13 protein-coding genes are annotated in these 13,992 nt (G+C 43.8%); 5 read left to right on the forward strand and 8 right to left on the reverse strand.

The window, feature by feature from the left end; genetic code table 11:
• Window positions 1-421: 421 nt before the first annotated feature.
• Entirely contained in the window at window positions 422-871 is a 450-nt protein-coding gene (locus tag ACXAFJ_RS19540; protein WP_475325809.1) for an RNA recognition motif domain-containing protein, read from the forward strand.
• On the opposite strand, the gene murI is transcribed toward ACXAFJ_RS19540, so the two are convergent.
• Window positions 852-1,658: a glutamate racemase gene (gene murI, locus ACXAFJ_RS19545; RefSeq protein WP_475325995.1), complete on the reverse strand. Its 807-nt coding sequence runs from the start codon at window positions 1,656-1,658 to the stop codon at window positions 852-854. The genes ACXAFJ_RS19540 and murI overlap by 20 nt on opposite strands.
• Before the next feature lie 253 nt (window positions 1,659-1,911).
• Here murI and trmA point away from each other — a divergent pair, with 253 nt between their 5' ends.
• A complete protein-coding gene (gene trmA / locus ACXAFJ_RS19550) occupies window positions 1,912-3,018 on the forward strand; it encodes a tRNA (uridine(54)-C5)-methyltransferase TrmA (RefSeq protein WP_475325811.1) in 1,107 nt (368 codons plus the stop codon).
• A 31-nt stretch (window positions 3,019-3,049) separates the two neighbouring features.
• Here the strand turns inward: trmA and ACXAFJ_RS19555 are convergent, their stop codons facing one another.
• Complete coding sequence (locus ACXAFJ_RS19555) at window positions 3,050-3,439, reverse strand: YijD family membrane protein (RefSeq protein ID WP_475325812.1); 390 nt, start codon at window positions 3,437-3,439, stop codon at window positions 3,050-3,052.
• Between the two features lie 53 nt (window positions 3,440-3,492).
• Entirely contained in the window at window positions 3,493-4,110 is a 618-nt protein-coding gene (gene fabR / locus ACXAFJ_RS19560) for an HTH-type transcriptional repressor FabR (RefSeq protein ID WP_475325813.1), read from the reverse strand.
• A 236-nt stretch (window positions 4,111-4,346) separates the two neighbouring features.
• Here fabR and sthA point away from each other — a divergent pair, with 236 nt between their 5' ends.
• On the forward strand, window positions 4,347-5,747 hold the full coding sequence (sthA, locus tag ACXAFJ_RS19565) for a Si-specific NAD(P)(+) transhydrogenase (RefSeq protein WP_475325815.1): 1,401 nt from the start codon (window positions 4,347-4,349) through the stop codon (window positions 5,745-5,747).
• Window positions 5,748-5,809: 62 nt separating this feature from the next.
• On the opposite strand, the gene ACXAFJ_RS19570 is transcribed toward sthA, so the two are convergent.
• Window positions 5,810-6,694, reverse strand: coding sequence for a DMT family transporter (locus ACXAFJ_RS19570; RefSeq protein WP_475325817.1), 885 nt, complete (start codon window positions 6,692-6,694; stop codon window positions 5,810-5,812).
• A 90-nt stretch (window positions 6,695-6,784) separates the two neighbouring features.
• Between ACXAFJ_RS19570 and ACXAFJ_RS19575 the strand changes: the two genes are divergently transcribed.
• Complete coding sequence (locus tag ACXAFJ_RS19575) at window positions 6,785-8,230, forward strand: aminotransferase-like domain-containing protein (protein ID WP_475325818.1); 1,446 nt, start codon at window positions 6,785-6,787, stop codon at window positions 8,228-8,230.
• On the opposite strand, the gene ACXAFJ_RS19580 is transcribed toward ACXAFJ_RS19575, so the two are convergent.
• Window positions 8,219-9,031, reverse strand: coding sequence for a class I SAM-dependent methyltransferase (locus ACXAFJ_RS19580; RefSeq protein WP_475325819.1), 813 nt, complete (start codon window positions 9,029-9,031; stop codon window positions 8,219-8,221). The two genes, ACXAFJ_RS19575 and ACXAFJ_RS19580, sit on opposite strands and share 12 nt — an antisense overlap.
• 97 nt (window positions 9,032-9,128) lie before the next feature.
• Window positions 9,129-9,749: a transcriptional repressor LexA gene (lexA, locus tag ACXAFJ_RS19585; RefSeq protein ID WP_475325821.1), complete on the reverse strand. Its 621-nt coding sequence runs from the start codon at window positions 9,747-9,749 to the stop codon at window positions 9,129-9,131.
• Between the two features lie 226 nt (window positions 9,750-9,975).
• Here lexA and plsB point away from each other — a divergent pair, with 226 nt between their 5' ends.
• Window positions 9,976-12,426 (forward strand): glycerol-3-phosphate 1-O-acyltransferase PlsB, encoded by a 2,451-nt coding sequence (gene plsB, locus ACXAFJ_RS19590; RefSeq protein ID WP_475325996.1) that lies wholly within the window; start codon window positions 9,976-9,978, stop codon window positions 12,424-12,426.
• 62 nt (window positions 12,427-12,488) lie between these two features.
• Here plsB and ubiA read toward each other — a convergent pair whose 3' ends face one another.
• Together ubiA and ACXAFJ_RS19600 are read right to left on the reverse strand one after the other, a co-directional pair.
• Window positions 12,489-13,343 carry a 4-hydroxybenzoate octaprenyltransferase gene (gene ubiA, locus ACXAFJ_RS19595; RefSeq protein ID WP_475325822.1) on the reverse strand — a complete coding sequence of 285 codons (855 nt, stop codon included), beginning with the start codon at window positions 13,341-13,343 and terminating at the stop codon, window positions 12,489-12,491.
• On the reverse strand, window positions 13,343-13,888 hold the full coding sequence (locus ACXAFJ_RS19600) for a chorismate lyase (protein ID WP_475325824.1): 546 nt from the start codon (window positions 13,886-13,888) through the stop codon (window positions 13,343-13,345). Before ACXAFJ_RS19600 ends, ubiA begins: the two co-directional genes overlap by 1 nt.
• Window positions 13,889-13,992: the final 104 nt, after the last annotated feature.

Genomic DNA, 13,992 nt, shown 5'->3' on the forward strand with positions numbered 1-13,992 from the left:
GTGCCCACACAGATTGATAGGTTTATATTGTTAAAGAGCGTTCCTCTATAAAAGAGAGGCTTCTCAGCCTGTTTGCTTGTCCGGTTACCCTTCGAAGCGGAGGTGCATTCTAGCGAGTTAATCTTCAGTGTCAAACACTTTTTGAAACTCTTTTTTGAACCTCTTTCCGACTCGTTTGATTCGTTGCTCTCCCGTGTCGGTGGATGCGCATTATAGGGAGCAAAGATTCACGCGCAAGTGTTTTTTTCAATTTTATTTCTGATTGGTTACAATTAAAACGATCAGTGTTATTGGACTTACTCGTCAACATTTGAGTCCAGTCACATCAATTGGTTGGAAAAACATCAACCATAAACGTACTATCTGTCTACTTATAATGATAAGACTTTGAATTAATTCCAATTGAGCGATTGAATATTTTATGGCTATTAATAGAGCACCGCTTGTAACCGTATTATTTGGGTTAGTTGGCGCCTTTGCGTTAACTCAATTTCGAATTGAACCTTCAGTAGCATTTTTGTCTGGTGTCATTGGCTGCTACTTCCTACTCACTTATATTACCAAACCAAAAAACACATCTTCTCGCCAAAGCAAAGCTTCTGCTGAAAAACCAACAACGACTTTATATGTGGGTAATCTACCTTACCGTGCACATGAAAATGATGTACGCGATCATTTCGGTCAGCACGGCGAAGTCGTTGCGGTTCGTCTAATGAAAGACAAGAGAACGGGCAAAAGACGTGGGTTTGGGTTTGTCGTGATGGCACAAGCTGACGCAAATAAAACGATTTCTGCTTTAAACGATACTGATTTTATGTCACGTACACTTAAAGTAAGAGAAGCAAACGAAGCTAGGAAACCGGAACAGTAATAACATTCGCATCACTCAAGTCAAGCTTTCTGAGTGATGCGTTTAGTCCCTGCCCATTAATACTCTTAGTACAAAAGACTAGATTGCCATCGAAAGCATCGTCTTCCTGTTTTAAACTCCCTACATCTAATAGTGCTGTTACTCTTCTCGCTATAGCTTTTCCTGAATCCACCAGCACAATACTGTCACCTAACACTTTGCTGATCTCTTCTCTAATTAGAGGGAAGTGCGTGCAAGCCAATACCAACACATCTATCTGAGCGGCCATTGGCATAAGAATCTCGGCGAGTTGCTCTCGGTCAACGTCATGGCCACGAAGTTTTGATTCCGCAATTTGAACTAATTCAGTGCTACCTAACTTGTATACCGGAATAGAAGGAGCAAACTCTTTGACCAAAGCCTCAGTGTATTCGCGGTTGACAGTAGCCTGTGTCGCTATGATTCCAATACCTTTGCGGGCTATTTTAGCCGCGGGCTTTATCGCTGGCACAACGCCAACTACCGGTATCGAGAGTTTATCTCGTAAAGCAGGCAAAGCTATTGTACTCGCCGTGTTACAAGCAACGACTATGATATCAATCTGATGGGATTTGCAAACTTGGTCAATTAACGCCGTTGTACGAACAATCAATGTATCGTCGTCTAACTCGCCATATGGGTACGCGTCGTTGTCAAATAAATAGACAAATCGAGCATTTGGTAACAAAGCACGGATGTCTTGGTAAACGGAAAGGCCGCCGACGCCTGAATCAAATACCAAAATTGAGGGCTGCTTTTCCAAAACAATTTCCTTCAATACTATTCTCGTCGACGATTCTAGCTGTTTGTTTGTAAGTTACAATCATGCACCCTCAATCTCTGAGAGGTTGTACACCGAAACGACATCCTAACAAGGACGGTAATTTCATTGTCAATCACTCGTCAATAAACCTTGAACTCACACAGTCCCATCAACTTGAGTTCTTTCGCTATTGCTGGACATCAGTCTAAGATTGAATAGAATCTGCGCTCCAACTGACTTACACACAAATAGGTGATACATGGCTTCGCTTGACCTGAACCCTCTTCGCTATCAAGAACAGCTTGATGAAAAAACCGTTCGTATGAAAGAAGCTTTTCAGCCTTACGGTGTACCAGAGTTGGAGGTATTCCCTTCTCCTGAAACACACTACAGAATGAGAGCGGAATTTCGTGTTTGGCACGAAGGTGATGACCTTTACTACATCATGTTTAATCAAGAAACTCGAGAGAAGTATCGTGTAGATCAGTTTCCAGCGGCGAGCATCCTGATTAATGACATGATGGAAAAGCTTGTTGCATCCATTCGCAATGTAGATGTGCTGCGTCGCAAACTTTTTCAAGTGGATTTCTTATCAACATTAAGCGGCGAGATTTTGGTTTCTTTACTTTATCACCGTCCGCTGGATGACGATTGGAAACAAGCCGCTCAAGCGCTGAAGGCTGAATTTGTCGAACAAGGTTATAAGATAAATTTAATAGGGCGAGCTCGTAAAATGAAGATCGTTCTAGACCAAGATTATGTGATTGAAAAACTCAACGTTCACGGACAAGAATTGATTTATCAGCAGGTCGAGAATAGCTTTACTCAACCTAATGGAAAAGTCGCTGAGAAGATGTTGGAGTGGGCTGTAGATTGCACACGCGACAGTCAAGGTGATTTATTAGAACTCTATTGTGGTAATGGCAACTTCTCACTGGCCCTAGCTCAAAACTTCAATCGTGTTCTAGCAACTGAACTTGCAAAGCCTTCTGTGGAATCTGCACAATTCAATATAGCCGCGAACAAAATCGATAACGTCACCATTATCAGAATGTCTGCTGAAGAGTTTACCGAGGCGATGGAAGGCAAAAGAGAGTTCCGCCGTTTAAAACAAGCTAACGTTGACCTTCAATCCTACCAGTGCAATACCATTTTTGTTGACCCACCACGTGCGGGAATGGATATCGACACCTGTAAAATGGTGCAAAAATACGATCGTATCCTTTATATCTCATGCAACCCTGAGACTTTAAAAGAGAACTTAGACCTACTTGGCGAAACACACAATGTGACTCGTTTTGCGCTGTTTGATCAGTTCCCATACACCCACCACATTGAAGCTGGTGTGTTACTGGAAAGAAAATAAATCAAAAAAACCGCCAATTGGCGGTTTTTTACTATTCAGAAGTCTGTGTCGACGCAGGCCGTCCTAAGTACCCTAACTTTTTGCCAATCCACAGCAAAAGAATTAGCAACATTATTATAGAGAAGAAGCTAGAACCTGAGTCTGGATACTGCGCTTTTATAGTCGCTGAATGCCCGAATGCCCCAACGAAGAAACACGCGAGTCCGACTAAAGGAATATCCTCAGAGACTGGGCTGCGCAAGTACTCCTGATAAAGCGCTTGTACTGACAACACCAAGGCTATAAAAGGAAAAATAGAAAAACTTACTGCATCCATTGTCATCCAAGAAAGCAGCGCATCTGCCGACATGCCAGCTATCAAGGCCAAAACGAGAGTTTTGCGTTCAGAGGTCACATCAGTGGTTGTGTTGTCTTCGCTCATAGCTCAATCCTGATTTTTGATTAAACACTGCACCCATACAACAGATGCATTTTTTACAATTCTTTTGGTGCTCTATTTTGATGATACCAGTGCGCGCCTTTCGATAACATACGAAGCTGCTTTATCAACCGCTCTGACAGCATCTCTCTTTCGTCTTTGTCTAAGTCCAAAGCTTCTGCCCCAGAGGTAAATACTAAGGTCACCGATGCCTCTGCTTGAATCTGGGCATCTTCTCGATTCACACCTGTTATGACCAAATATTCCGTCAACTCCGCGGAGAAGTGCTGAATCTCTCGAGCCACCGCCGTTCTAAATTCGGCAGATGCACCTGAACGTTCTCGAAGTAATAAACGAAACACGTTCGGGCTGTTATCAATAAACTCCATGAAGGTTTCAACTGACGTTCGAATAACACTGCCTTCTTTTACGATTCGTTGTCTCGCCTGGCGCATTAGTTGGCGAAGCAACAAGCCACCTTCATCAACCATAGTTAAACCTAGTTGATTCATATCGTCAAAGTGGTGGTAAAAAGAAGTGGGCGCAATACCAGCCTCTCTAGAAACTTCACGCAAACTTAAATTAGAAAAGCTTCTCTCGGCACTCAACTGGCGAAAAGCTGCGTCGATAAGTGAACGGCGTGTTTTTTCTTTTTGTTGTGCTCTTACACCCATGATTATTCGGTTCAACAGCTAAATTTAGTCCAACTATACATGGTTTCAAGGATGTCGATAAGACAACAAACTTCCATCTTTTAGTATTGTTCGCAAACTATTATGGAATTGATTCTTCCGAATAAACTGCGTGATCTCATCGACTCTCTAGTGCTGCCATCATGGAACTGGTCCGATATTGGGTTAAAATATCGATAAAGCAATGTTAAAGCATAATAACAAAAGGAAATTTCTGTATGCCCAAGAGTAACCACTTTGATGTCATCGTTATCGGTAGTGGCCCCGGAGGAGAAGGCGCTGCAATGGGGTTGGCCAAAGCAGGGCTCAATGTTGCCATTGTTGAAAAAGAAACCAGTGTTGGTGGAGGATGTACCCACTGGGGAACCATACCTTCTAAAGCCTTGAGACATGCGGTCAGTCGCATCATAGAATTCAACAGCAACCCTCTTTTTTGCCACAACAACTCAAGCTTACATTCCACTTTCTTTGATATTCTTGGCCACGCAAAATCTGTTATCGACAAACAAACTCGATTAAGACAAGGTTTTTACGACCGCAATGCGTGTGAGCTAATCTTTGGTACTGCCGAGTTTAAAGACGCGAATACGATTCAAATTACTCGTCCAGATGGCACACAGGATATCTATTCTGCTGACAAATTTATCATTGCGACTGGATCTCGCCCATACCACCCAACTAACGTCGACTTTGAACACGACCGTATTTACGACAGTGACTCAATCCTCAACCTTAAACACGATCCAAAACACATCATCATCTACGGTGCGGGTGTTATTGGCTGTGAGTATGCTTCTATTTTCCGTGGTTTAGGTGTCAAAACAGATTTGATCAACACTCGTGATCGCCTGCTAGCATTTCTCGACAATGAAGTGTCTGATGCACTTAGTTACCACTTCTGGAATAACGGCGTTGTGATTCGCAATGACGAAACCTACGAAAAAATCGAAGGTACGGAAGATGGCGTAATTGTTCATTTGGAATCGGGCAAGAAAATGCGTGCAGATTGCATTCTCTATGCCAATGGCCGTACGGGTAATACAGACAAACTGAACCTTGAGTCAGCGGGTCTAGAGGCTGACTCGCGTGGACAGTTGAAGGTAAACAGTAACTACCAAACCGATGTTGAACACATATATGCGGTTGGCGATGTAATCGGCTATCCAAGCTTGGCAAGCGCCGCTTATGACCAAGGTCGCTTTGTGGCGCAAGCCATTACTAAAGGTCAGGCGACGAACCAACTCATCGTTGATATCCCAACTGGTATCTACACCATTCCGGAAATCAGTTCCGTTGGCAAAACTGAACAGGAGCTAACGGCTGCAAAAGTACCGTATGAGGTTGGTCGTTCATCATTCAAACACCTAGCTCGAGCACAAATTGCGGGAAAAGATGTGGGCAGTTTGAAGATTCTGTTTCATCGCGAAACCAAAGAAATTCTCGGTATCCATTGTTTTGGTGAGCGCGCCGCCGAAATCATCCACATTGGGCAAGCCATTATGGAACAGAAAGGTGAAGCCAATACTATTGAGTACTTTGTCAAAACCACATTCAACTACCCAACCATGGCTGAAGCCTATCGTGTTGCTGCACTGAATGGACTCAATCGATTGTTCTAACCTGAAACTATCATCGCAAAGGGAGCCATCTGGCTCCCTTTTTATTGTGTTTCAGAGGCTACCTAATTTTGAGAGAGCTTGCCTTGTCTCGGCTCCTTAACCACCAAATAAACAGCAAACGCGGCGGTAACAAACCCCATGATGCCAGCCCACCCCAATCGCTCGTCAAATGCAATCCACGATTGCACGGCAGCTACGGGTGGTACCAAATAGAAAACACTAGCGACTTTTGATGCCGCGCCTTTCTCTACCATGTAAAGCAACAATAAAATAGCGACACAAGATAAAACCAACACCATCCATGCCATAACAGCGGCAAGTTGCCAGTTCCAATTAACCGTTCGCTCCTCAAAAGCCAATGCAACTAGTGAGTAAAACACCCCAGCAGCAATGTACTGAACAGTCGCGGCACCCAGAAGTTCTTGCCCTGCGCAGTAGCGCTTCTGATACAAAGTACCTAAGGTAATACCCAGTAAAGCAACAATACACAAGGCAATGGCACCAAATTTATTCGCGTCGGGCTGCCATTCAATATCACCTAGTAGCACCAAGCTGATTCCAACCCAGCCTAAAAATATACCGAGCCACTGACTTAATCGGAATTTCTCGTTCGCCACACTGACCATTATAAAGGCAGTCAAAATCGGCTGAGTGCCGACTAGCAGCGACGAAAGACCTGCTGGCATCCCCCACTCTATTGCTTGCCAAACTCCACACAAATACAGACCGTGAATCAACAGACCAGATACGGCATGATGAGTAAAAGCCTTTCCTCTGGGTAATTGTCTCTTGAACACGCTAAGCAGTCCTAAAAATAGCAAGACTGTAAACATCATACGAATGGCTAACAAAGTGGCGGGTTCCGCGTATGCCAGTCCAAATTTTGCTCCTACAAATCCTGTCGCCCATAAAATGACAAACAAAAAAGGCGCGACTTTTATAAACATACGTATTTCCCAGTTACCCATTGAGGTTTTAATCTATTAGGTTACAGTTGCTTGTAGTAGACACAGATTTACTTAGTTTTTTGGTTACAGATGAAATCCACTCGCTATCGATTTGTTGAAGAACACATAAAAAAACACATTCAGGACTTGCGGTTGAGTCCCGGGCAGTCGCTACCTTCGATTCGAGCGCTAAGTATTCAGTTAAACGTAGCCAAAAATTCGGTGATCAGAGCCTATCAAGAACTCGAAGCTCAAGGCATGGTTGAATCGGTACCTCGTTCTGGATTTGTAATCGCCAACAACCTAGACCTAGAAGCCCAGAAGGTGCCCCTAGCTGCTTCGCCTCAGGTTGTTAATGCTGACAGCATTACCAAAGACATCTTGCATCATCCCACTCTCAACATGCCAATGGCAGCAGGTTCGGCACATCCTTACGTTGATACACCAGAAATCCGGTCTTTATACGCTGAAATCGGTAGACAAAGTCGTCTTCAAGCCAACTCTCCAAGCCATTACCAGCTTCCGCCTGGCTCAAAAGAGTTAAGACAGCAATTAAGTTTAATTGCCAAGCAAAGGAAGGTAGATATTGGAGCTGATGACATCATTGTCACTATGGGCGCTCAACCTGCCATCACTATGGCGTTACGGGCAATTACTTCTCCCGGTGATATTATTGCCGTGGAGTCGCCTTGTTACTTTGGTGTCTTATTAATGGCAGAGTCCCTTGAGCTCAAAGTCGTAGAAATACCTAGTGATCCCATAACCGGTATTCAAATAGAGCTGGTAAGACAAGCATTGGCTAAATGGGATTTAAAAGCTCTAATCGTAACGCCAAACTTCAATAACCCATCCGGCTCTCAAATGCCTTTGTCGAATAGAATTCAGCTACTAGATACTACCCAAAACCTACCCATTATTGAGGATGATATTTTTTCAGAACTGTCTTACTCGACACCGCTAGACAGCTTAAAAAATCTCGATACATCAGATCGAGTCATCTACGTTTCGTCACTATCAAAATCATTGGACTCGCGGCTGCGTATCGGTTGGCTAGCAGCTGGCAAAATTCACAGCCAAATTGAGCGTCAGCTACTTCTGGAAAATATGGGCAGTCCAAACCTAATCCAGCAATCTTTGATCGAATTTTTAAAGACGGGGAAATACCAGCTGCATATGAAAAAAATGCGTAGGCGCTATAGCAAGAATATGCAGTACTTTATCCAAAGTTTGAAAACAACACTCGACGCGAACCCGACACTGGCTGGAAAGTACCAACTATTTAAACCCAATGGCAGTTTTTTGTGCTGGCTTCAAATCAACGGAGAGATCGACACCTATCCAATTTACAAATCAGCTCTGCAAAACGGAATAAGTTTATTACCAGGAACGTTATTTGGCACACGGCATCAGTTTAAAAACTGTATACGTTTCAATGTTGCTTTGATTGAAAAGGAAACGATTTGGAGCGAAAAAATAAAGCTGCTTGTTGATATCATTGAGGACCAATATCGAAAACAAGCATGCTTACCAGCGTAACTGAACTAAAACAGGGGAAATACGATACTTAACTCGACCCATTTTTCGAACCCAACGCTGCCACAATTTCCAACGGTCGCAATTGCGGTCTAATGGAGAGAATACCTTGCTCCAGCTAGCCCAGGGTAAATAGTGCAAGACGGATTGGATTGGGTCTCGAAAACCGTGCGCATAGTTGCTATTACCCATTTTTCGGCCAAATGAACTGGACGCTAGATCTCCCGCAACGACTAAACACGTGCTTGCGTTTACAAAATGTCTTCCCAAACCCTGAATCACTGATGCAACCTGCGCTTCCGTGCAAGATAGCAAAGCTTGCTCACAAACGACCATCACAGGTGCCCCATCGGGAATTTCAAGTTGCTCAAGCCAAGTTAAATCGATAACTGAACCTTGCAACAATTTGTATCGCTCACTTTTGTGAAATAGCTTTTCTCGCCATAGCAGGTTTTCATTGGTATCAAGTTCAACCCAGTGACAGCGGCCATTATCAACTCGATAGAATCGCGTATCCAATCCTGCGCCCAAGTTAACAATCCAACCATCGGGATAACGTTGAAGAAATTTGCTGACTTGTTCATCACAGAGTTTGGTCATAGTTACATGTAGTAACTGCTTTTGATGAACATCGCCGGATAAGCACTCGGGAGCAAGTTGACATCGAGAACACGCGCTTGCGGCAATGGGATCGTACACAAGATGATCGTCGTTGAGACTCTCACGACTTCTCAACCATAAGGGCTGCAATAAATCAGCTGGAATGTCATAACGCGTTTTATTGCGTTGGCGGGTTTGAGACATGATCATCTTCCTCAACAATAGAAGAAGATGATAATCAATCTCAATTTATGATTCAATATTAATGAGAATTAATATCAACAAATAACTGTCGTTGCTATTACATCCAGTCGGTGTTTCGAATAATACCGACTGCAAGTCCTTCAATAGTGAGGTGCTGACAAGTTAGATCAACTTGGATTGGTGAAAATTCTTCATTTTCCGCGTGCAACAATACGGTCGAGCCTTTTCTTTCTAAGCGCTTAACTGTCACGTCATCATCGACGCGCGCCACCACAACTTGGCCATCCCGAACATCTTGAGTTTTGTGCACTGCCAACAAGTCACCGTCTAAAATACCAATGTCTTTCATACTTTCGCCGTTAACTCTAAGTAGAAAGTCTGCACTCGGTTTGAACATAGTAGGGTCGACTTGGTAGTGAGACTCAACATGCTCTTGAGCCAAAATGGGTTCACCAGCAGCTACCTGGCCAATTAACGGTAAACTTTGTTCATCGTTTGCAGCATCTTCAAGCAAAATACGAATACCGCGAGATGCACCCGGAATGATTTCAATTGCTTGCTTACGAGCTAGAGCTTTCAGGTGCTCTTCCGCCGCGTTGGCCGATCTAAACCCTAACTCACGCGCAATTTCCGCTCGAGTTGGTGGCATACCGGTTTCATCGATTTTACTTTTAATTAGATCGAACACTTGTTGTTGGCGAGGCGTCAACGGCTTCATTAGATTCACCTGTCTTTTTATACAGTTAACTGTGAGTATATCCAGTATGAGAATAAAAGCAACATATCAATGCTAAAGTGAACAAGGACTTGAGAAATCACAGTCTTTGCGGTGTGTTAATTATTTCAATAAAAGGTATGACCAGTTTCTGGTATTCTATGGCTCGCACTGTTCCCAATAGATCTCAGTGCGGTTTGAAATTGAATTGCGTGAGGCCAATCTGTTTATGAACGCGGGCAAAACTAACCAAGTATCTTTGCTTTCACTCCCCCTATCCATACTGGTTAAAGGAAAAACCATTCCTTCCAACCCAATAACGGATCACAAAATTGATACTAATAAGCCTATTTTTTATGCGCTACCTTATCGCTCAACCGTTGATCTCATCGCACTTCAGCAGCAAACCAAACGTATAGGTTTACCCGACCCCCTAACTAACGTGAATATTAACGGCGAATTATTCGACCGATTTATCTTCACCTCAAGTCGAGAGACGGTAATCAGTAGCGATGTTAACGCGCCCAAGGAATCGGTTGAGCAATTTTCCAAGCTACTCACGTTACATGAAGAAGATCGCGAACTCGATATCCTTATAGTCCCTATTACCGTCATGTGGGGCAGAAAGCCGGGCAAAGAAGGGAAAGATACGGCGTATTTACAAACACTCAACGGCCCGCAAAAATTCAAAGCCGTTATGCTAGCAGGACGAGATTGCCTCGTTAGAGTCAGTCCCGTTGTTTCTTTGCGACATATGGCTGACAAACACGGCACCGATTCTTCTATTGCCAAAAAGATAGCCCGAGTATCTCGTATCCACTTCTCAAGACAGAAATTGGCAGCGTCAGGTCCTAACCTCCCAGAGCGCCAAGCTTTGTTTAATCGATTGATTGAATCTCCTGTACTCAAAAAAACGTTGCAGGAAGAAGCTCAGTCGAAAAACGTCTCCATTGATGTTGTGAAAAAAGAAGCACTAGACATCATGGATGAAATTGCAGCTGATTTTTCTTACTCCCTAGTAAAGAAAGGCGATCGTGTTTTAGGTTGGTTATGGAATCGTATCTACCAAGGCATTCATGTAAACAACGCACAGTCAGTAAGGCAGCTTGCTCAAGATGGACATGAGATTGTGTATGTGCCGTGCCACCGCAGCCATATGGATTATTTGTTACTGTCGTACGTTCTCTATCACGAGGGCATGGTGCCTCCTCATATCGCCGCTGGTATTAACTTAAACTTTTTTCCAGCTGGACCAATATTCCGCAAAGGTGGTGCCTTCTTTTTGCGTCGCAGTTTTAAAGGTAATCGACTTTATTCCACCATTTTTAGAGAGTATCTGGCCGAACTTTTCACCAAAGGGTATTCAGTTGAATACTTTAGCGAAGGTGGACGCTCTCGCACTGGTCGCTTACTGCCGGCCAAAACCGGTATGTTAGCCATGACCATCCAGGCGATGTTACGAGGGCTAGATCGCCCCGTAACACTGGTACCGGTTTACATCGGCTATGAGCATGTGATGGAAGTGGCAACCTACGCGAAAGAATTAAAAGGCAAACGAAAAGAGAAAGAAAACGCGGGACTAGTTCTTCGAACGATTCGCAAGCTGCGCAACTTCGGCCAAGGCTACGTCAATTTTGGCGAGCCAATCACACTCAATCACTATTTAAATGACCGCGTTCCCAACTGGACCAATGACATTGATAGTATGGGAATGACGCGTCCGAACTGGTTAAACCCTGTGGTAAATCAGCTTGCTGATGACATGATGACAAAAATCAATGACGCAGCTGCCGCCAATGCCCTGACGCTATGTGCCACCGCATTGCTCGCATCTCGCCAACGCGCCCTCAGCCGCGACAGCTTAGAAAAGCAGCTGAACTGTTACTTGTCGCTATTGAAATCGGTGAACTATTCAGGCACCTACACAGTACCTGAGCTCTCAATTAATGAGCTAATTGATCATGCTATTGCTCTAGATAAATTTGTTGTTGAAACCGATTCTATGGGTGAAATCATTTCACTCGATCGCGGGCAGTCTATTTTGATGACCTACTATCGAAATAACATCATCCACTTGCTAGCGATACCGTCTTTGATCGCGCAATTCATGATTCGTAAGCAAACCGCGTCTTTGGAGAGTATTCAGCAGTTTGTCCGTCTCGTGTTCCCATTGCTTAAACAAGAACTTTTTATTGGCGTAACACTCGAAGAACTAGATGCCAAAGTTGAAGAATATGTCCACGCGTTGATTGCTCAAGAACTTCTCACCCAAAAGGCGCAAACTGTGAGTATTAATCAGAGTAACACCTACACATTGATGTTGCTCGGTCGAACCATACTGGAAACACTGCAGCGTTATGCCATTACCCTTGGGTTAATGGTCAACGAACAAAATATCGACAAAGGCCAACTCGAATCAGCCAGCCAAGCTATTGCACAACGCCTTGGGCAACTTCATGGAATTAATGCACCAGAGTTCTTCGACAAAGGTGTCTTTTCTACCCTTTACAACTCATTAAAATCACTTGGCTACTTCGATGAAGATGGCGTTGTGGTGATGGACAAAAGCCAAAAATTTTCACAACAACTCAACGCGCTATTACAGCCAGAAGTGAAAATGACCATTCAAGAAAGTATTTATCAAACTCAGTTTGAAAGCAGCCCAGACCAGACTATTTAGGTTACTACTACCCAGACAAAAACAACGCCTAAAATAGGCGCTGTTTTTCATTCAACTGAGGGTTAGCTGAGGAGATATGACAGAAGTAATCCAACAGTCACTATCATTCCCGCGTAATTATTGTTTAAAAATGCTTGTAAACAAAGGCTGCGTTCTCGATGTCTGATTAAGTGCTGTTGGTAGGCGAAAAGTGCCGCCATTCCAAGTACAGACCAAAAGAAGTAGCTCGACAATGCCAACCAATACCCCAACCCAATAAACAAAGTCAAGGTTACCAATTGCAATGCTCCAATAATCAGTTTATCGAACCTGCCAAATAATATTGCAGTAGATTTGATGCCAACCTTTAGGTCATCGTCTCTATCAACCATGGCATATTGAGTGTCATACGCAATGGTCCAAAGAATGTTAATGACAAAGAGCCACCAAGCAATCCAAGGAACTTGCCCCGATTGCGCCGCAAAGGCCATCGGAATCGCCCAACTAAACGCAAGTCCCAATACCAATTGAGGTAGGTTGGTAAAACGTTTCATAAATGGATAAATAAAAGCCAGCGCCACACCAGCAAAAGACAGTTGAATAGTTAGCGTGTTCATCGTTAAAACCAATGCAAATGCACTGAGCGCAAGAACAACAAATAAAGTGATGGCTTCTTTGCTGGTTACTTTTCCTGCGGGTAACGGTCTTAGTTTCGTGCGCTCGACATGGCCATCAACGTGTCTGTCAGCAAAATCATTAATCACACAACCTGCTGAGCGCATTAAAAATACTCCCAACACAAACACCAGCAGAACTTGCCAATCGGGAATCCCCTCAGCGGCAACAACTAGAGCCCAAAGGGTCGGCCATAGAAGCAACAGCGTCCCAATCGGTCGCTCTAAACGCATCAGCTGTGAATAGGCAATAAGTTTGTCCATCACAATACCTCTGACTGATTGAGGTAACACGGCGCATTAGGTAAGAATAACTCGGAAACTAAAATTGGCTTTTGATTAATCCATAACCTTGAGCGACGAGCCATAAGTACTCGGCCATTCATTTCTATTTGCCCGATTTGCAATTCATCTCGGGTGACCTGGTGCTCGCCAAATACGGTTACCCCGATAGGCACCTCACCCTGTTCGACCAAATCCAAGGTATGATGGTGTCGAGATTGCTCAGGGATAATGGTGTGCCCAACCACCCAATCTTCACCATCACCTTTTAACACCACCTGCCGCGACCAGCCTGTATTCTGGTCCAACAACGCGATCTCTTCATCGGTCATTTGCTCTTGGGTAATAGGCGTATTTTGCAAAAGTTCCACTGTGAGTTCATCACAATTGTTTTTAAGTACCTGAGACAAAGAACCAGTTTCAAGCAACCAATTATTCATGGTTGGGTTCACTAATTCGATATCATTAGGACTTTGCCAGCGCACTTCACGAAGCGCAGACAAATACAGCAAATGTACTTGATTCATACTAGTATTCTTAAGGGGCACGTTGATAGGGCGAATCAGTCTTAATATGGCTTAGTTGCACACAGTTCAAAGAAAAATTGGTGCGAACAAAAATTAGACGCTGA

Source organism: Vibrio sp. ABH4_348, assembly GCF_056159765.1.

Excerpts from the sequence above, each read along its gene's own strand:
- ACXAFJ_RS19540 (WP_475325809.1), top strand. The coding sequence starts at position 422 with ATGGCTATTAATAGAGCACCGCTTGTAACCGTATTATTTGGGTTAGTT.
- trmA (WP_475325811.1), top strand. The coding sequence starts at position 1,912 with ATGGCTTCGCTTGACCTGAACCCTCTTCGCTATCAAGAACAGCTTGAT.
- ACXAFJ_RS19555 (WP_475325812.1), bottom strand. The coding sequence starts at position 3,439 with ATGAGCGAAGACAACACAACCACTGATGTGACCTCTGAACGCAAAACT.
- fabR (WP_475325813.1), bottom strand. The coding sequence starts at position 4,110 with ATGGGTGTAAGAGCACAACAAAAAGAAAAAACACGCCGTTCACTTATC.
- sthA (WP_475325815.1), top strand. The coding sequence starts at position 4,347 with ATGCCCAAGAGTAACCACTTTGATGTCATCGTTATCGGTAGTGGCCCC.
- ACXAFJ_RS19570 (WP_475325817.1), bottom strand. The coding sequence starts at position 6,694 with ATGTTTATAAAAGTCGCGCCTTTTTTGTTTGTCATTTTATGGGCGACA.
- ACXAFJ_RS19575 (WP_475325818.1), top strand. The coding sequence starts at position 6,785 with ATGAAATCCACTCGCTATCGATTTGTTGAAGAACACATAAAAAAACAC.
- ACXAFJ_RS19580 (WP_475325819.1), bottom strand. The coding sequence starts at position 9,031 with ATGTCTCAAACCCGCCAACGCAATAAAACGCGTTATGACATTCCAGCT.
- lexA (WP_475325821.1), bottom strand. The coding sequence starts at position 9,749 with ATGAAGCCGTTGACGCCTCGCCAACAACAAGTGTTCGATCTAATTAAA.
- plsB (WP_475325996.1), top strand. The coding sequence starts at position 9,976 with ATGAACGCGGGCAAAACTAACCAAGTATCTTTGCTTTCACTCCCCCTA.
- ubiA (WP_475325822.1), bottom strand. The coding sequence starts at position 13,343 with ATGGACAAACTTATTGCCTATTCACAGCTGATGCGTTTAGAGCGACCG.
- ACXAFJ_RS19600 (WP_475325824.1), bottom strand. The coding sequence starts at position 13,888 with ATGAATCAAGTACATTTGCTGTATTTGTCTGCGCTTCGTGAAGTGCGC.